Origin of the sequence: Paenibacillus sp. FSL R7-0272 (genome assembly GCF_037969905.1) — a bacterium.
GTDB lineage: Bacteria > Bacillota > Bacilli > Paenibacillales > Paenibacillaceae > Paenibacillus > Paenibacillus polysaccharolyticus.
Genome location: NZ_CP150221.1, coordinates 1,654,033 through 1,671,105 on the forward strand (window position 1 = coordinate 1,654,033; position 17,073 = coordinate 1,671,105).

The 17,073-nt window shown below is 48.1% G+C and carries 18 protein-coding genes and 1 pseudogene; 6 read left to right on the top strand and 13 right to left on the bottom strand.

What is annotated here, in order from left to right; translation table 11 throughout:
- Positions 1 to 4: 4 nt before the first annotated feature.
- The 12 genes and pseudogenes from MKY23_RS07160 to MKY23_RS07215 form a co-directional block, all read right to left on the bottom strand.
- The gene (locus tag MKY23_RS07160; RefSeq protein WP_311280935.1) at positions 5 to 784 is read right to left on the bottom strand and encodes a threonine/serine exporter family protein; all 780 of its coding nucleotides are present in this window, start codon (positions 782 to 784) and stop codon (positions 5 to 7) included.
- A gap of 194 nt (positions 785 to 978) precedes the next feature.
- Positions 979 to 1,284: a hypothetical protein gene (locus MKY23_RS07165; protein WP_090917955.1), complete on the bottom strand. Its 306-nt coding sequence runs from the start codon at positions 1,282 to 1,284 to the stop codon at positions 979 to 981.
- Positions 1,285 to 1,407: 123 nt separating this feature from the next.
- Positions 1,408 to 2,745, bottom strand: a complete 1,338-nt coding sequence (locus tag MKY23_RS07170; protein WP_339836663.1) for a DUF4179 domain-containing protein — start codon at positions 2,743 to 2,745, stop codon at positions 1,408 to 1,410.
- Positions 2,742 to 3,257, bottom strand: a complete 516-nt coding sequence (locus MKY23_RS07175; protein ID WP_339836666.1) for a sigma-70 family RNA polymerase sigma factor — start codon at positions 3,255 to 3,257, stop codon at positions 2,742 to 2,744. Before MKY23_RS07175 ends, MKY23_RS07170 begins: the two co-directional genes overlap by 4 nt.
- A 287-nt stretch (positions 3,258 to 3,544) precedes the next feature.
- On the bottom strand, positions 3,545 to 4,090 hold the full coding sequence (locus MKY23_RS07180; RefSeq protein WP_339836670.1) for an ankyrin repeat domain-containing protein: 546 nt from the start codon (positions 4,088 to 4,090) through the stop codon (positions 3,545 to 3,547).
- 107 nt (positions 4,091 to 4,197) lie between these two features.
- Positions 4,198 to 5,073 (bottom strand): AraC family transcriptional regulator, encoded by an 876-nt coding sequence (locus tag MKY23_RS07185; RefSeq protein ID WP_339836673.1) that lies wholly within the window; start codon positions 5,071 to 5,073, stop codon positions 4,198 to 4,200.
- Positions 5,070 to 5,516: an NUDIX domain-containing protein gene (locus MKY23_RS07190; RefSeq protein WP_339839307.1), complete on the bottom strand. Its 447-nt coding sequence runs from the start codon at positions 5,514 to 5,516 to the stop codon at positions 5,070 to 5,072. Before MKY23_RS07190 ends, MKY23_RS07185 begins: the two co-directional genes overlap by 4 nt.
- A 141-nt stretch (positions 5,517 to 5,657) precedes the next feature.
- Positions 5,658 to 6,143, bottom strand: a pseudogene (locus tag MKY23_RS07195) (GNAT family N-acetyltransferase); the annotation flags it as partial.
- Positions 6,144 to 6,783: 640 nt separating this feature from the next.
- Positions 6,784 to 7,194, bottom strand: a complete 411-nt coding sequence (gene flgB, locus MKY23_RS07200) for a flagellar basal body rod protein FlgB (protein ID WP_090917944.1) — start codon at positions 7,192 to 7,194, stop codon at positions 6,784 to 6,786.
- A gap of 236 nt (positions 7,195 to 7,430) precedes the next feature.
- A complete protein-coding gene (speD, locus tag MKY23_RS07205; protein WP_090917942.1) occupies positions 7,431 to 8,246 on the bottom strand; it encodes an adenosylmethionine decarboxylase in 816 nt (271 codons plus the stop codon).
- 288 nt (positions 8,247 to 8,534) lie between these two features.
- Positions 8,535 to 9,113, bottom strand: a complete 579-nt coding sequence (locus MKY23_RS07210; RefSeq protein ID WP_154887296.1) for a DUF1273 domain-containing protein — start codon at positions 9,111 to 9,113, stop codon at positions 8,535 to 8,537.
- Positions 9,114 to 9,194: 81 nt separating this feature from the next.
- Complete coding sequence (locus MKY23_RS07215; RefSeq protein ID WP_339836679.1) at positions 9,195 to 10,337, bottom strand: RluA family pseudouridine synthase; 1,143 nt, start codon at positions 10,335 to 10,337, stop codon at positions 9,195 to 9,197.
- 190 nt (positions 10,338 to 10,527) lie between these two features.
- Between MKY23_RS07215 and MKY23_RS07220 the strand changes: the two genes are divergently transcribed.
- Positions 10,528 to 10,935 (top strand): hypothetical protein, encoded by a 408-nt coding sequence (locus MKY23_RS07220; protein WP_090917938.1) that lies wholly within the window; start codon positions 10,528 to 10,530, stop codon positions 10,933 to 10,935.
- Between the two features lie 279 nt (positions 10,936 to 11,214).
- Here the strand turns inward: MKY23_RS07220 and MKY23_RS07225 are convergent, their stop codons facing one another.
- The gene (locus MKY23_RS07225; protein ID WP_221787193.1) at positions 11,215 to 11,925 is read right to left on the bottom strand and encodes a GT-D fold domain-containing glycosyltransferase; all 711 of its coding nucleotides are present in this window, start codon (positions 11,923 to 11,925) and stop codon (positions 11,215 to 11,217) included.
- Between the two features lie 313 nt (positions 11,926 to 12,238).
- Here MKY23_RS07225 and MKY23_RS07230 point away from each other — a divergent pair, with 313 nt between their 5' ends.
- The 5 genes from MKY23_RS07230 to MKY23_RS07250 are packed head-to-tail and all read left to right on the top strand — an operon-like array spanning position 12,239 to position 16,699.
- Positions 12,239 to 12,928 carry a glycosyltransferase gene (locus MKY23_RS07230; RefSeq protein WP_111268253.1) on the top strand — a complete coding sequence of 230 codons (690 nt, stop codon included), beginning with the start codon at positions 12,239 to 12,241 and terminating at the stop codon, positions 12,926 to 12,928.
- 17 nt (positions 12,929 to 12,945) lie between these two features.
- Positions 12,946 to 13,935, top strand: a complete 990-nt coding sequence (locus MKY23_RS07235) for a polysaccharide biosynthesis protein (protein ID WP_090917931.1) — start codon at positions 12,946 to 12,948, stop codon at positions 13,933 to 13,935.
- A gap of 34 nt (positions 13,936 to 13,969) precedes the next feature.
- Entirely contained in the window at positions 13,970 to 15,781 is a 1,812-nt protein-coding gene (locus MKY23_RS07240; protein ID WP_260510696.1) for a nucleotide sugar dehydrogenase, read from the top strand.
- A complete protein-coding gene (locus tag MKY23_RS07245) occupies positions 15,762 to 16,502 on the top strand; it encodes a methyltransferase domain-containing protein (protein WP_339836693.1) in 741 nt (246 codons plus the stop codon). The genes MKY23_RS07240 and MKY23_RS07245 overlap by 20 nt, the downstream gene beginning before the upstream one ends.
- Complete coding sequence (locus tag MKY23_RS07250) at positions 16,499 to 16,699, top strand: hypothetical protein (RefSeq protein ID WP_339836696.1); 201 nt, start codon at positions 16,499 to 16,501, stop codon at positions 16,697 to 16,699. The genes MKY23_RS07245 and MKY23_RS07250 overlap by 4 nt, the downstream gene beginning before the upstream one ends.
- The last annotated feature ends 374 nt before the right edge of the window (positions 16,700 to 17,073 follow it).

Here is a 17,073-nt window from a genome sequence, read left to right on the forward strand (position 1 = left end):
CGTCTTACATCAAAAGTGAAAATACAACAGCAATACCTGTACCAATGGCAAAAGCGGTCAGAAAAGCCTCGGCACCCTTGGATAAGCCGGATACGAGATGTCCAGCCATCAGGTCGCGCACGGCATTGGTAATGAGCAGTCCTGGCACGAGCGGCATGACAGAACCAATAATGATTTTGTCCCGCTCAAAGCCTGCACCCACATACACGAGGAAAAAGGCGAGCATGCCGATGACAAAGGAAGCTGTGAGCTCAGCAAAAAATTTAACACGGACCCAGCGGTGAAAAAGAATGACCGCCGCGTAACCGATTCCGCCGCAGAGTAGTGCGGGAAGAAAATCCCCCCAGCCTCCGCCGAACATAATGGTAAAGCAGGCACTGGATAACGCAGCGGCCCCTAGCTGGACAGCATACGAATAACCAGAAGGTTTTCGTTCGATCTCCAGTAGCAGGTCATGGGCTTCCTGAACGGTCAGTTGCCCTTGTCCGATACGGCGCGAGACTGCGTTGACTTCAGATACTTTATCGAGATCTGTTGTGCGCTCCGAGATGCGAATCAGCTTCGCGGGTTCCGTGGCATCCACCGAGAAAAAGATGCCCGTGGGCACCACATAACTATGTGAATGTGGCAGCCCCAAGGCAGCGGCCATCCGCTTCATCGTATCTTCAACGCGGTACGTTTCACCGCCACTTTGCAGCATGATTTTCCCGGCAAGCAGACAGATGGCGATGACTTGGGATTGCTCAGACGGTTCAGTAACAGGGTGTTGACTTTTGTTACGCATCTCCGATTCGGATTCAACAGGAGAAGAGGGGTCATGACGTATGTATTCCAACCGGATCAAACTCCGTTTCATATGAAATAAGGCGTGGCACCGACACCATTGTATCATATTTCACACGCTCATAAGCAATCCCGGGACATGTAATAAAAAGCTTCGCCCAATCCTCGAAAGGAAAGAGACGAAGCCCTTTTGGCTTACATTAACAAGGTGATGACGAGCAATTCATACAGCACCAGCGGTAGAATCGTTGGGCCAAACAAAGCACGTGGTTCAGGATAACCATGCATTGGTGTCACTTGAAGGTACAGAATTCCGCGGTCTGCACTAATAATGACCCCTTCCCAGACCTGACCATCGATGTTCTGAACTTGTACTTTCTTGCCGATATGCTGACGAACCGTATGATGAAGCATGTTCCGCACATTTTGCACGGATTGCAGCATCGGTTGATTGGCCTGATATACAACACGTGTGGTTGGTGTGGATGGTGATTCGGACATGATGCACAACCCTTCCTCGAAATAAAATGCTTCTTACTTCAAGGTATGCATCTGCCTACAAAAGGTGATTACACATATGACATGTGCAGAGCTCCACGGCCATCTTCGTAACATACCTGACCCTCAAGGATTTACAGGGATTTCGAGTGAGAAAGGTGACTTTATTTTTGACGGATAGGTAGCAATTTTCATCTGAAGCTTACCCTGTAATTTTGCACCATGTTCAATGGTGATTGAAACCGTGGTGTAATCCAGATCTTTACCATAACCCGGACTCCAGCTTGCACCAGGGGTTTGATAAGTTTTACCCGTACTGTCTTTTACTTTGCTGAAACCGAGTACGAAACTATCTTCCATGCTGTCAGGAACAGAGAAATCAACAATAAGATTTTTGCCCTCTACTTTGCTACCCAGCATCTTAAGACCGGAAGGGCCTCCCGTAATCTCACGTGTTTTCAGGTCGAGGCTGAAATCAAGCTCTTTTTTATCCAGACCTGAGAATCCAGAGCCTTGTAAGGTCAGCTTTTTGGGTTTGGAGAAATACATGCTCTCAAAATAAATGGAACGTGTATCCTCCCCAATGGCGGTGTCGGTTCTCCAGGCACGTCCTTGTTCATCCACGAGTTGCAAATCGCTGAGACCAAAGATTTTTTTGCTGTTGTTTGGGTCAATCTGTACGTCAAGTACCAACCGGGTTGGATACATGATCGCCTGTTTTACCTGGATACGCTGTCCATCGACGACCAAGGTTTCGTTTACAGGGATAACCTCTTTCATGCCCTTGGTTAAATTTTTATCGACTGGCATCGTTACCTTCCACACGCCTGGATTGGCTTTGTCTCTCGATTTGAATACCACCGTTAACACATCCGGAGGGGGGGCTTGGTCGGTAAAAATAACATCAATATAGTTTTCATACACTGGATCATCTGAGTCAAAGTGGATTGTAGAATAGCCAAAACCAACAGGAAGATCTTTACCGTTTCCATCCAGTAAATCGATGTCATAGTCGAATTTTTCTGTATTTTTCATGCCTTTCATCTTGTAAAAAATAACCATGCGTGAGTCGTCAGTAATAATGCCTTCCACGGTTACGGAACCCCCATTATGCTCGTCGGTGATCCCGACTTTTTGCAACAGGGACTGATCAATCGCCATCATCAATCCTTTGTCTTGCCGGATCAGATTGACGACGCCTTCCATTCCAGGCAGTTGCTCGACAAAGGACGCAAAGGCAGGGGATACCCGAATACAGCCAGTGAACAATAAAATCAGGGCTGCTGCGGAGATGGAGCTGGTCAGCCAGCGTAATCTGGTTTTTCGTTTACGGGAAGCTTGTTGAATCCCGGCCTGTACAGCTCGGGAAGTTGCTGTATCCGGTACGGGCATCGTATCGTATTCGGCTTTGCGTGCTTGAAGACGTGTCTCCAAAGCTTCGAACGGATTTTGTTCGTCGGTCATGATAAGAGCTCTCCTTTCGGTTCAAGTTGATCCCGGAGCTTGCCAAGCGCGCGGTGCAGTCGTGATTTGACCGTGCCTGCCGGAATTTCGAGAATGTCAGCGACTTCAGTTAACGAGAAACCTTCGAAATAACTCAGAATAATAATTTGTTTGTATTCCGGCTCAAGTGCAGCTACCGCAGCGGCAAGGTCTGGATCTTCAGGACGATCCCAGCGGCCGGATTCACGGATCTCGGTCACGGGACTGAACCGGATTTTGCGTTTGCGTTCATCTGCACAGTAGTTCAGAAGGATGCGGATTAGCCATGTACTGAAGTAGGTAGGTTCTTTCAATTTTTTGAGTTTGCGGTATGCGCGGTAGGTTGCTTCCTGTATCGCTTCCAGTGCATCGCCCTCATTATGCAGATACGCATAGGCGATCCGGTACAGGCGGCTCTGATGCATCTCCATTAAGACTGCAAACGCTGCAGCATCCCCTTTTTGTGCAGCTCGCGTAAGTTCGGTAGGGGTCACAAGGCTCCTCCTTTGCTGATGTTGTTTCGTATTAGACAGAGAAAGTTGCCAAACGGTTCTTGTTTTTTTGAAAAAAATGTTGTGCATGTTGATCTTCAGAAAGTTTCGTTGCATTATACAGCAAAAACCGTCAGCCCTCTCATGAGCATTACGGCTCCAGGAAGAGTCTGACGGTTACAAGTATGATCTCGAATAGCCTTCTAGGTACGATGCCGAGTCTTAAGTGTAGCATGAGTCCCAAGTATATTAAGGATTCACAGCGTTATCGCGGCTTATATCTATCCCGCTTAGGATAGCTTTGCCATCGCTTGCTCCAGACGAGCAGCGACAGAGGTATGACCACGTTGCTTCGCAATATCTAGTGCGATTTCGCCGGATGTGTTAGATGCTTTGACATCGGCTCCATATTCAAGCAGCAAGTCTATAATGGCTGTCTGATCGGTATGAAAGGCAGCCGTGTGAAGGGCTTGCTGTCCATCACTGTCAAGGGTGCTCGTGGATGCGCCATGTTCCAGCAATAGCTTGATCACTTCCACTGAACCCTCTCCAGCGAGTGCGGCGTGTAGCGCTGTGTTGCAGGGAATGAAGGAGATAAGGGAATGAGAGATCGCATTCACATCCGCACCGTGTTCAATAAGGGCATGTACGCTCTCCGTGCTTCCAAAATGTGCGGCATATCCCAGCGGTGTCAATCCATCCTTGTTTTCCGTGTTGGCCAGTTCTGGTTGTACAGCTAGCAGGGACTTTACTTTTTCCGCATTATTCTGCTGTGCAGCTTCAAATAACTGTTCCAATGGTTCTAGCTGCTTTGTATTCTGATCTGTGTCTTTCATCTGTGAAAACCTCCTCTTTCGTATCTGTACACACAGGGAATGTGGCGTAAGCTCGTTCGGAGCTAACTTCATGATAGATCGTTCACACGGGCAGTGCTTCTCGAAAATCACCTTTTTATCCGATGCTGTGCAGGGGAGTGTTTAAATCGTCTGGAGAAAAGGGAGCTGAACGAGCCAAGGCTCTCAAAACCGACGTTGTAACAGATTTCTGTAACAGGGAGATCCGAATTGGATAACAGCTGACAGGCGGCCTGAAGCCTGCGTTCCGTCAAAAATTGATGTGGCGATATGCCAAATACCTTTTTATAACTGCGGAGAAAATGATTCACGGATAGATGCGCGGCTGAGGCAGTCTCCGCAAGCGTGATAGGTTTATTATAGTAGGCTGTCATGTACTCGTGTGCGATATAGATTCTTCGATATATCTCGTTTCGGGTTGAAGATTTCACCATATCCAGGCTATCGATTTCCAACCGAATCTCACGGTGCAAAACAAGCATGTGCACGCCCAGATGATAGAGTTGTTCCTCTAGTCCCCATACATCTACGGCCTGAGAGGCATAGGAGGAGCGCAATCGCTCAAGAGCAGCTCCTAGTTGATCGGTCATAGGATATGTTCGTTCCATCCAGTCCAGTGTACCAAGGGAAGATGTGGCATAAGGCTCATCCAAGAGATACTGGTGACTTCTTGAGATATTCCGACCGATTTCTTCCACTAGCCCCGAAGGGAAGAAGATGCAAAAAGATTCGACAGGAACAGGTGAATCAATATGTAGCTGATATTCCTGTCCTTCGTTCAAAAGCAAATATCTGTCCTGATCGACTGCAAAATGTCCATGACCCGCTTCGTATAATGATGTTCCGTACCGGAACGTTTTCAGGGAAAGGGCACCTTGACCTTTCCAGTCGAACTGGTGTCTGGACTCATGCAGTATGAAAGGGACGCTACGTTGCGTTAATGTATTTCCCGTAAAGCTATTCATTGTGAGATGTCGGTGCCATGTTTCTGTGTATATTGCTGCTTCGCTGCTTCCAATGCCGGGACGGCAAAGCTGGCGAGTGGAGAAGGTAGCTCATGGAGCGGGAACCAGCCAATCTCCCCAATAGCTCCGCCTTCTTCCAGATTGCGTGCTTCTCCGCTAACTACCTTGGTGGAGTATAGCACGGAAATCCAATGCTCCTGTCGCTCAGGGCGAATCGTTTCTGCGGTACAGAGAAGACCGTTGATCACAATATCCAGATTGACTTCTTCTTTAACCTCCCGGATAACAGCCGTCTCCAGTGTTTCGTACACATCGACTTTCCCGCCGGGAATACTCCAAGTGTGCTGTTCGGGCGCACGATTACGCCAAACCAAGAGCACTTCATCTCGTTCATTAAGGATCACTGCACCTACGCCGATCCGGGGAGTGGCCTCGACCGCCATGCTACCAACAGTAGTAGAGCCTGCCGAAGGGGAAACACTTGCACTACCCGAACTAGACCCTGGCTGAAACGAAACGGGATATCCAGTCTGAGCAGACCAATCCGTTGCTAGAATGCTCATCGAGATCAGATCGTACTGTGTACCGTCTCGAAGAACAGCAGCACGATGTCTGCCTTCCTCGCGGAATCCAGCCTTGAGATATGCCCGTCTTGCGGCTTCGTTGTATTCGATCACGTCAAGAGCAATTCGATTCAGGTTTAACTCATGGAATGCATATCGCAAAATCAACGCAAGAGCGTCACTGCCATAACCTTTGCCACGATCTCGTTCTTCACCAATGCCGATCGCCAGTTGTGCAGAGCGGTTATTCCATTCCAATCGATAGATGGCAACAAATCCGAGAAAGCGATTGTCTTCCAACGTGCGCAGGGCAAATTCGAAATCTTGACCGTTCCGAACGGAAGAAGATCCGGTCTCATCGGATGTTTGTGGCGTAACAATATCCGTATCCAAGTTACGCATATATTCGTAGTTTTGTGTAAAATGTGCGATTTGCACGCTGTCTTCGGGACAGGGTGCCGTGAGTCTGACTTTGGAGCCTTGAAACGCATTGTATTGACGAGTCATGTTGCACCTCTTTTTATATAATCTAACGTTCTTCGCTTATCCCATTATACTACAGCCCTAATAAATACCGAACTTCCAGTGTGGATTGGTCGGCGGAGAACTTGGATCAACGCTTGCAGACGCTACACTTGAAAGTACTAGAGCTGATCGAGAAATTGTTTTATATTATATACAAAGGGATAATGTGGGAGTGAAACTATGAATCGGTTCAATAAAATAATATTATGTAGTATTCCAAGTGCTATTTTTCTATATGTATTCTATCTACCACAACTAAACTATTACCGGATCACAAGATTAACGGGTTGGTCAAACAACACAATGTCACTTTTAATAAGTATTATTAGTATTTTGCTGTTGGTTTCATTTGTGGTGTTGTTCTATTTTATAACGAAGAGAATGTTATATAATGAAAAGTTTAAATATATTCCAACGGTCTCATGGATTCCGTTCTATATTGTTCTTATTCTCATTAATAATTATACAATTCCTATTACAGAATCGGGGGACAAACCTTCGCCAGGAACAGGCATATTACTTATATTCTCTTATGTTTTATTACCTGTCATTCTAGCTTTCATCATCGGCATTTTTACCTCATACACAAAAAAACAGCCACGAGGGCTGCTGGTGTAAGCTTTTATTTTAAATCATTCAATAAATTTTTCATTTTTTTGTAATGTCCGCTGACTCGATCAGCCATGTAGTTATACATGAGTTGATTCTCGGAAAGCATAGCCATCTCCCGGTCAATATCTACATTGTTGTTGTTATTATTCATGGCTGTTTCGTTGTTCTGCATCACTCGGTACTGCACGATGGAGGCATTCGGATTGCTGACGGGAAAATGTTTCTCATGTGTGCGTTGCATCCGGAGTTGTCCGGTTTTACCGTTCTCGATGATACGTCTAAGCTCATCTTGAAACTCAACGGTTGTTTTTTTGTAATTGGGCGTATCGGCGTTAGCAATGTTGTTTGTTATGGCTGCATGTCGGGCGTTTAAGGCTTGCAAAAGGGATTCATTACGCTTGGTCGTATTCGTTTCAATCATACCCTGTTCCTCCTTTACCGCATCCGAGTGCAGTTCCCTCTATTTTAAGAAATTCGCGCGCACACTGTCAATCTGTTCAAAGTAACATATGGCGGCTGGGATCACCGTCACAGCCGAAATAAACAACAATAAAGACAAGTATATGACCCAAATATGTGCTTCTGTGAAGGAAGTCAGCAGGATCAGAATCACTTGTCTTTATTCATGATGACATCACTCCTGACTGGTCTGTCCAATCAGGAAGAACGGTCTATATTTTTGCCGTAATAAATCTCGTCCATCTCCAGCTTCAGCCACTCGGTAATCTCCTGTTGTTCCGCTTTGCTGAGCTTGTCCTTGGTGTACCCGAACAAATAATTATCCAGGTCGAATTCTTTCAGCTTACATTTGGTGTGGAAAATGTTCTCCTGATAGACGTTCACGTCAATCATATCGAACCCGCTTTTGATCTCGTCCGGGATATAGTTCTGGATCGAACTGATCTCATGGTCAATAAACAGCTTGCGCCCGCTTGTATCCCTTGTAAAACCACGCACGCGATAATCCATAATCATAATATCCGTATCAAACGAATGAATCAGGTAATTCAACGCTTTCAGCGGTGAAATCTCACCACAGGTCGACACATCGATGTCTGCACGGAAGGTGCTGATGCCCTCGCTGGGGTGGAATTCGGGATAAGTGTGCACTGTAATGTGACTTTTATCCAGCTGCATGACGACATTATCGGGCAGGGGACCAGGCGATTCATCGAAGGATTCTTCTGGAATCTCAACGATCGGGCCTTCCGATACCAGCATGGTTACACTTGCGCCCTGCGGCACATAATCCTGCTGTGCGACATTCAGGACGTGTGCGCCGATGATGTCCGATACATTTTTCAAAATATGGGTCAGTCGGTCTGCGTTATATTGTTCATCGATATATTCAATGTAAGCTTCACGTTCTTCTTTGGTCTTGGTGTAACAGATATCGTACATATTGAAACTGAGTGACTTGGTCAGGTTATTGAACCCGTGCAGCTGGATGCGCTGCTCTGGCGTTAAAGTCATGGTTGCAGTTCCCCTTTGTCCCATACGACATAAAAATCGCAGTTTTAATACTACTTATACCCAACCTTGCCCGAAAAAAAACATGAGTTTCCCATTTGGGGCGAGCAGGCAATTTCCTATAAAACACCGTAAACACCGATGAACATCGTCTTAGATTGATGTATAACATCTCACCGATCCCGAAATGCAGTCCGATAACAGAGTCAGTCCGGGCCTAGTCCAATAAAACGGAGTCCAGTAAGATAGCAAAAAAATACTGCACAGCAATTTGCCGTACAGCATCCAAAGTTAGAAGGGGATGTCCCCATCATAAGCAAAATCATTCATGCGTTCTTCCTCCGCGACCGATTGGATATCCTCGGAAGTGACCGTAATGATGGGATAATGCTCATTTTGTTGTTTCTTCAATGCCTTTTCCTTTACAAAACGCGGGCTGCCTTCGCCGGCATCTTCGTCATAGACAAGCAGCAAGCCATCGCTTTTACGCAGCAGCAGATCGTCCCGTGCGGTGAACTGCCACGGCCCGATGTATGGCTGTTTGCTAATTGCACCATAATAGTCCACTCCAGACAGAATGGAACGGTAGTACTCCTGCTTGTCTTCTTTCCATTGTTCCTCTGGGTTCTGAAAAGCAGTGATAATCGACAGCTTCAGATGTGGATAGCTCTGTTTCAGCTCCAACACAACCTCGCAGGCCCAAAGGTCGACACCGTATTGACCTGGAGTAAGCACCCATTCCAAGCCATCTTCCACAAGAGGTGTAAGGCGGGAGGCGATGGCTTTTTTAATGTAAGGGATACCCTCATGCTTCTGACCAAAAATTTGCAGTTCATGTGCGCGGTAGCCGGTGATGAACAGGTTTTGCAAACGTGTTAACCTCCTTTCAGACGGACGATGAGTCCGTGAGGAACGGCATCTTAGTCGGTTGTCCGTCTTCGTATGAGCACGTTATTGTGCAGGTGTAGCTTCTCCGCGGAACGGATACAGAAATGGCTTCGGAATATCCGTTTCGAATGTCATCAGTTTGCCTGTCGTTGGATGAATAAACGACAACACTCGTGCATGGAGCCCCAGACGCCCCAGATCTCTTGTACGTGCGCCGTATTTACGATCCCCCGCAATCGGATGTCCCAGGTCTTCCATATGCACACGAATCTGATTTTTACGACCCGTTTCCAGACGAACCTCCAGCAGGGAGAACTCACGGTTCGACTTCAGCCGTTTGTAATGCGTAACCGCATGTTGTCCGTCATTTGGACGCGGGCTGGAGTACATTTTGAGTGTTTTGGTTTCCTTGAGCCAAGAGGAGATCGTACCTTCTTCCTGAGCTACCGCGCCTTCAACTAGTGCGACATAAACACGGTCCTGTACGTTTTCTTTCCAGTTGTTTTGCAGCTGCTGCTGAACCTCTTCACTTTTGGCAAACATCATCACACCCGAGGTGTCCCGATCCAGACGATGTACGATGAAAATCCGGTTCAGTTCGTTGGTACGACGCACATGTGACATCAGCTGGCGATAAGCGGTCAGATCGTCACTTTTGTCAGCCGCGATCGATAGGAGTCCGGCTTCCTTGCGAATCACAATGATGTCGTCGTCTTCATGCAAAATGTTAATACCTGTCAGAGAAGGAGCGGCTACAGCCCCTTCTTTGCTGATGGATACGATCTGTCCGGGTAGCAGAGGTTCGTTAAACTTCGTTACAACTTTCTCATCGATCGATACTTGTCCACGTCCCAAAATGGACTTCACCGCATTACGTCCTGACTTTATATGCTTCAGCAGGAAATTCAGCAGTTCATCCGGCTCGGTTACCTTGTACTGACGTGGCGGTTCGGACTTGCGATAATGTGCATTGCCTGGACGCTTGGATGCCGTAGCCGGTTTGGCCGGTTTGCTTCCTTTGCCACCGTTTTTTGCAGGCGCCACGGACGAATGGGAAGCTGAAACCTTACTCGTATCCTCTCCCGAACGAGGAGAATTCGGTTTGGATGATGAAGTGTTGAAACGGCCGGAACGCGGCTTGGAAGAGCCTCCGTATGATTTTCCTTTGGCAGATGTACCGCCTGTTGAACGTTTGCGTTTATTCATGAATGACAATCTCCTTCTGAACAGCATGTACCCTTTGTGTGCATACGATCCGTTCATTTCGTTATGCTGTTCAATATACCATTAACCGCGCGGAATTAAAAATAGGTTCATCAAATCTGCCAACCATCCAATCCGAAGAGTTATCAGTTTCATAGAATATGTTATCCCATAGCATTGGAGGTGTTACTTCATGGGCGTGTTTCTCGATATGAGAACCTCGGAGAACTCGGGATACGTAGGGGCACCGGGATTACCTTTGTCCGAATCCCCTGAACCTTTCGGCGCTATCGGTCTTCAAACCCAGGGGGTCATTAATCCTATCATTACCTTGAATGGTACAGTGGGTGTTACAGGAGAACTGGGCGACACGTTTGTTGTAGAGATAGTGCGTGGTTTTGTGTACGATCCGTTCTTCATCATCTATCGAGCAGAAGGAACGGTCGGGCAAAATGGCGGTGCCGAGTTCCATTCGTTCACAGCTCAGGATCTGGCTGCACCACCAGCGCTGGAAAATGTATATACGTCATTCATCTCCGGTGTATCCACAGCTGTGCGAACCGGGCCGGAGATGTTTTACGGTATTGCCGCGACCAACTAAAGGAGCTTTGAAAGACTTTAGAGAGACTATCTTATAGTAACGTTTGTTGTACCCGTTAAAGTTACATGGCAATCAAGATCATTCCAATCAAGATATAACTCAAAATCCCCGCCTACCGAGGCGGGGATTTTGAGTTTGAGATGAAGCAGGATTGTAAGAGCATTGATTTATAAGAGAGAGATTAGAAAGGTTTTGATATAGAAGGAAAGGGAGAAGTAGAGATACAAGCAGCGCTATCGATCATGGGCATAGAGAAAAACTGAATACTGTAGATGCAACTTAGTTGGCGCGTCCTTTCAAAATCATGTTATTGGCTTTGCCGAAATCGATAGCGACTTTACCTGCGAGCGCTGCTGTTCGTTCTGCAAGAATGACGGCGTTAACCCCGCAAGAGAACAGAGCAACATCAAAGTCATCCTGATGCGTTTGAATCCATTGCAAGGTCTCATCCATCTGATCATAGTTGTCAAAAGCCAGTGTACTTACGATGTCGAGATGATAAGGCTCCTTAACGAGTGCGGCCTGTAACTCATCCAGTTCACGCGTTACAAGCAACACACGTTTGCCGGCAAGCATCTGCCAAAACCGAGGTACTTGCACAAGTTCACGATTCACACAAGCATGACAGGTCAACGCAGGCGCGATGCCGTAGTGAGCAAAGATCATATCGGTCAGCGGCCGCTTAAGGTAATCCGGAGCCTTGATGGTGCTGTCTCCACGCGGAAGGACACCCACAATAGTGGCTCTTTTCAACGAAGCAGCGACTTCGTCCCGCATCTTCAGGTTGGGAAGCCGCAGCCCCTTTTGTCCGAGATTAGCTTTGATTGCCCAACGCTCTTGTAGCACCTGCTCCATAGGCCATACGGATTCTTGCGACATCACGATATTTTCACCATCCCCCACACGCACCAGTGAGAATGGACGCTTCTCTTGCAAAGCTGCTTCAAGCTGATCCAGCACGTCTTGCATTTCTAGATAAGTAGATTTCATTCCGAATGCCTGCCCCCTTTGAAAATCAAGCTCCTCTATTCTATGTCGCGAGAGAAACCGTGATCTGTGCGTTCGACCTCCAAGAGATAACTTGGGGTGTATATCAATCTATTTATAAGAAAATCAGTACATATGTCGGTGCCGGAATGTTCGGGAGTTCATACGTTATACAGTGCTGGCATTTAAGAGAATTGAAGTGTAAGCGATCAGCGCGAGGAACGAGTTTCGTAGATGCGAGATTTCATTCTAAAAAAAACTATGAAAACGTCTGTACTCGCCATATAGGCTTACAGCGTTCATGAGGAGGAAGGGTATGTCCAGGAAAGTTGTGATTGAGATTAACTTCAATAACTACGGGTTAGATCCGCAGCGGCTGACCCGCGAATGGCTGGAGCGCCGTATGACCATTTTTCGCACATTTACATTGCATTGTCTCAAGGCTCAGACCAATCAAGATTTCTTGACAGTGGTGAAGCTTTCCAAAGAATCCGGGGAGCTGATGCAGGAGATTTTGGCGAGCCAGGAGCCGCTGCCTTCGAATATTCGTTTTGGAACCCATATCGAGAGTGTACGTGCGATTCTGGAGTTTGCCAAAGACGTAGAAAACATCTATATTGCCCGTCTGGATTCGGACGATCTGTATCACAAAACATTTGTGCAGCAGCTCTATGATGTGCAGCCTCAGCCAGAAACGATGGCTTTGATTAATCAGAACGGTTATCTGTGGGACAGTGTGAACAACGAGATGGCGCCGGCGTTTCACCGCTCCCCTCAATTTTATGTCTATCTCTACAAGACAGCGGAGTATGCCGCTGGATATCGGGTCAAACTTCCCGGCCGAGGAACGCATGGGAACGTGATCGACTTGCCACATGAGCTGCTTGCACCGCGGAACTACGTCAATATCGTGCATTCCAGCAATACGTCCGTCAAAAAAGTACCGCCTAAAGACCGCTTAAGCCGCGAAGAGATGGCGCAGGTTTTACGTGAATTTATGATCTGAACAGGAGGGATTCATCCATGATTCAAGGACAAACGATTCTGGTCACCGGAGGAACTGGCTCCTGGGGTCAGAAGCTAACGGAGGTACTGCTCGCGCAGAACCCGGCGGAGATTCGGCTGCTGTCTCGGAACGAGTATGCTCAGATTGCAATGCAGCGGGAGTTCAATCATGATCCGCGTCTGCGTTTTATCATTGGAGATATTCGCGATTACCGGGCAGTGGAGGAAGCGTGCCAAGGCGTAGATGTGCTCTTCCATCTGGCAGCGCTGAAGCATGTCCCGGTCTGTGAGGATCAGCCGGATGAAGCATTTAAAACCAATGTGATTGGAACACAGAATATTATTCGGGCGGCCATCCGAATGGGGATTCCGAAAGTCATTGACGTATCCACCGACAAGGCGGTCGATCCGATTAACGTATATGGCATGACCAAAGCACTGGGCGAAAAAATGATGATTCGTGCCAACTGGCTGAGCGAGAAGACCCGATTTGTATGTATCCGCGGCGGCAACGTGCTGGGCACAAGCGGCAGTGTTGTACCTTTGTTCCGGCGGCAGATTGACGAAGGCAAAAGCCTGACCATTACAGACGAAGGCATGACTCGCTTTTTCCTGACCCGTACCGAGGCCATTCATCTATTGCTCAAAGCAGCGGAAGCGGCGGTGGGCGGAGAGACCTTCGTCATGAAAATGAAAGCTTGCAACATGACCGAACTAGCTTCCGTCATGCTGGAACAGGCAGGTCGCCCGTCAGGCGATTACAAAGTGACAGGCATCCGTCCGGGGGAGAAGCTGCACGAAGTGCTGATCTCTCCATTCGAAGCACCGCGTACTCGCCAGTACGATGCGCAGTATTATGTCATTTTGCCGGAGCATGCCGATCAAGGTCTTACGAAACATTATGATCATCTGCCACGTGTGAAGTTTGACCAGTATCGCTCTGACAGTGAAATGATGAACAAACCGGCGATTGCTACGTTTTTGCGTGCCGGAGGATATATCGACTAACGGAAGGGAGGCGGAACGTTTGGAGGTGGAAGAGATGAGTGAGAACAGCCTGAATCCCGAAGAGAAACGTCAAGACGAAAAGGAGAAGCAGGCACAGGCTCCAGCAGAGCCCCGTGGCCGGAAACAGCAACGATTGAAGCAGCTCTACCCGAAGCCACAGCAGACCACGCTTCAATGCATTCATGACCGCTCCCTGAAGGCTGTTGTCATCGGTCTTGGTTACGTGGGACTGCCGATGGCCGTTGAGATGGCACAGTCCGGTTACCAGGTGCATGGCATTGATATCGATGCAGGCAAAGTGGCTAAGCTCCGCGCAGGCCATTCGTATATTATCGGCATTGAAGATGAGGTGCTTCAAACGCTGCTGGAGGCGAATTTGTTAACGGCAGGCACAGATTATGCAGCAGTCGCAGGTGCGGATGTCATTGTCATCTGTGTGCCGACTCCGTTAACAGATGAACACCAGCCGGATATATCTTATATTTCATCAGCCGTGGGGGGCATGACCCCCTATCTTCAGCAGGGCAGTCTTGTCATTCTGGAGAGCACCACGTATCCAGGCACTACGGAAGAGCATGTGAAACAGCCCGTAGAAGCAGCGCGCGGCTGGACTGCAGGTGAGCATTTCCATGTCTGTTATTCTCCGGAGCGAGTCGATCCGGGCAGCGTGCATTATGGGGTGAAAAATACGCCTAAAATCATCGGCGGTTCGACTCCCGCCTGTCTGAGTTACGGAAAACAATTTTATGGCTCGTTTCTGAACGAAGTCGTGCCGGTTAGCTCGACAACGGTTGCCGAGACAGCCAAACTTTTTGAAAATACGTTCCGCAGCGTAAACATTGCGCTGGTTAATGAGTTAACTCCGGCTTGTGAGCAGATGGGCGTGGATATCTGGGAAGTATTACAGGCAGCGGCAACGAAGCCGTTTGGCTACATGCCGTTTTATCCTGGACCGGGTATTGGCGGGCACTGTATTCCGATTGATCCGATCTATCTATCTTGGGCAGCCAATCGCCAGGGATCGGAGCTGCGGTTCATCGAGCTTGCAGATGCGACCAACAGGCAGATGCCAGAGCACGTAGTTCAGCGTGCAACAGCCCTGCTGGAGCAACGCGGCCATTCCATTCGCGGCGCCCGCGTTGTACTGGCGGGTATGGCGTACAAAAAAGACATTGACGACCTGCGCGAATCCCCTGCGCTCGACGTCTTCCGGCTGCTGAGCGCAGCGGGCGCCGAAGTTGTTTTCACCGATCCAATGGTGCCCGTATTCCGTCAAGACGATGGTTCCATGCTCCAGTCCCGGCCTGCTTCGCCCGAATTGTGGACATGGGCCGATCTGGTGATTATCACGACAGACCACTCTGCGTTTGATTATCAGGAGATGGCGGATCATGCACCGCTGATTTTTGATACACGTAACGCAACGGCGGGATGCCGCGGAGACCATATCGTTGTACTGGGTCAACCTGAGCGACATGACCATGGGAGAGCACACAGCTTGGAGCAGGATAAGGGCGCTGGTGGGGAAACGGATGCGCAATCAGCACATGTAGAGCATGAGGAACAAGGGATGGAGAAAGAGGGTTTTCAAGATACAGAGCATGAAGCGGCAGGATTGCAAGGTCATAGTAACAGCGGTCGGGTCACGAGAGAGAGAGATTCTGCAGGAGCAGATGTAAAAAGACACAGTGAAAGATATCCAGATACGAAACGCGAGAGTGTTACCTCGGGTGAAAGTGCAGAAAACGAGAACGGTGAATCATATGGAAGCCAAGACGATGCATGGGCGGAACAAAATGTGAAAAATGTGCACGGGAAAACGGGAGATGGCTATGGCGAATCATGATCGGGTGAACGAACGTTATTACGGGCAGATCAACTCCGAAGATTCTCATGAAGCGACGAGGACCCGCGTGCACTGGATGTGCCGGGAGACCACAGGCAAACGTATTCTGGATGTGGGATGCAGTCAGGGAATTACGTCTATTTTGCTGGGGCGTGAAGGGTTTCGGGTGACAGGTGTGGATTTGGAGGAAGAAAGTATCCGTTATGCGCAAGAGGAGCTGGCTAAAGAATCCAAGCCCGTCCGCAACCATGTCGATTTCCGCATGCTGGATATCACGCAATGGAAGGCGAGAACCACGTTTGACACTGTCCTGCTAGGGGAAGTGCTGGAGCATTTTGCGCATCCCGAAACACTGCTGTTGCAGATCCATCGACTGCTTGTAGAGGAAGGTACACTCATTGTGACAGTTCCGTATGGTTACCATCCCTTCTACGATCATAAACAGACGTTCTATGCGAGTAATCTGGCGATGTGTTTATTACCTTATTTTGAAGTATTGAAACTGGAAATTCATCATAAATATCTATGTTGTGTAGCACGCAAACGCCAGAAAATACAGCTCGACGTAAAACCGCCTCTGAACCAGGTGCTGGACTGGACGAAACTGGATCATATTCATTTTGAAGAGTTGGAGCAGCAGCATCTTCGCTCCATGAAACAGCGTAAAAAAGCGCTGGACAGTGCCGTGGAGCAGCTGAAACGGTTACGTTCAGGAGAATGAGTAAGGCTAAGCGGCGCAGAGTGGTAACACTAACAAAAGTACCAACACCAACACCAACACCAACACCAACACCAACACCAACACCAACACCAACACCAACACCAACACCAACACCAACACCAACACCAACACCAACACCAACACCAACACCAACACCAACACCAACACCAACACCAACACCAACACCACTAACTTAAGCGTGACATGAGCAACTGTACCATTAGCATGGGCACCACTGACACCAGTAACAAAACCGCGATCACAGCGAGAGTAGGGTAACCACAAGCACGAACTACACAAACACCAACCTTACCTCTACACACTTTAGAACAAAGTAACTGTGCTAACTCAAGTATCAATATCACCGACCATACCATTAGCATGGGTTCCACCGACACCCACAGTCAACAGCATTAGCAATACTACCATTACCAGTACCAGTAGCAATTACGATAGAGATTACAGCGTATTAATGAGGCAAGTTTTTCTAACGATCACCAGAAGCCTTATTTAGGCCATTTTGAAGCTCTCAGAATTCTAACGATCACCAGCGACGTTATTTGCCTTAAAT

Coding starts and splice junctions, on each gene's coding strand:
- MKY23_RS07160 (WP_311280935.1), bottom strand. CDS start 784: ATGCGTAACAAAAGTCAACACCCTGTTACTGAACCGTCTGAGCAATCC.
- MKY23_RS07165 (WP_090917955.1), bottom strand. CDS start 1,284: ATGTCCGAATCACCATCCACACCAACCACACGTGTTGTATATCAGGCC.
- MKY23_RS07170 (WP_339836663.1), bottom strand. CDS start 2,745: ATGACCGACGAACAAAATCCGTTCGAAGCTTTGGAGACACGTCTTCAA.
- MKY23_RS07180 (WP_339836670.1), bottom strand. CDS start 4,090: ATGAAAGACACAGATCAGAATACAAAGCAGCTAGAACCATTGGAACAG.
- MKY23_RS07185 (WP_339836673.1), bottom strand. CDS start 5,073: ATGAATAGCTTTACGGGAAATACATTAACGCAACGTAGCGTCCCTTTC.
- MKY23_RS07190 (WP_339839307.1), bottom strand. CDS start 5,516: ATGGCGGTCGAGGCCACTCCCCGGATCGGCGTAGGTGCAGTGATCCTT.
- flgB (WP_090917944.1), bottom strand. CDS start 7,194: ATGATTGAAACGAATACGACCAAGCGTAATGAATCCCTTTTGCAAGCC.
- speD (WP_090917942.1), bottom strand. CDS start 8,246: ATGACTTTAACGCCAGAGCAGCGCATCCAGCTGCACGGGTTCAATAAC.
- MKY23_RS07215 (WP_339836679.1), bottom strand. CDS start 10,337: ATGAATAAACGCAAACGTTCAACAGGCGGTACATCTGCCAAAGGAAAA.
- MKY23_RS07220 (WP_090917938.1), top strand. CDS start 10,528: ATGGGCGTGTTTCTCGATATGAGAACCTCGGAGAACTCGGGATACGTA.
- MKY23_RS07225 (WP_221787193.1), bottom strand. CDS start 11,925: ATGAAATCTACTTATCTAGAAATGCAAGACGTGCTGGATCAGCTTGAA.
- MKY23_RS07230 (WP_111268253.1), top strand. CDS start 12,239: ATGTCCAGGAAAGTTGTGATTGAGATTAACTTCAATAACTACGGGTTA.
- MKY23_RS07235 (WP_090917931.1), top strand. CDS start 12,946: ATGATTCAAGGACAAACGATTCTGGTCACCGGAGGAACTGGCTCCTGG.
- MKY23_RS07240 (WP_260510696.1), top strand. CDS start 13,970: ATGAGTGAGAACAGCCTGAATCCCGAAGAGAAACGTCAAGACGAAAAG.
- MKY23_RS07245 (WP_339836693.1), top strand. CDS start 15,762: ATGGCTATGGCGAATCATGATCGGGTGAACGAACGTTATTACGGGCAG.
- MKY23_RS07250 (WP_339836696.1), top strand. CDS start 16,499: ATGAGTAAGGCTAAGCGGCGCAGAGTGGTAACACTAACAAAAGTACCA.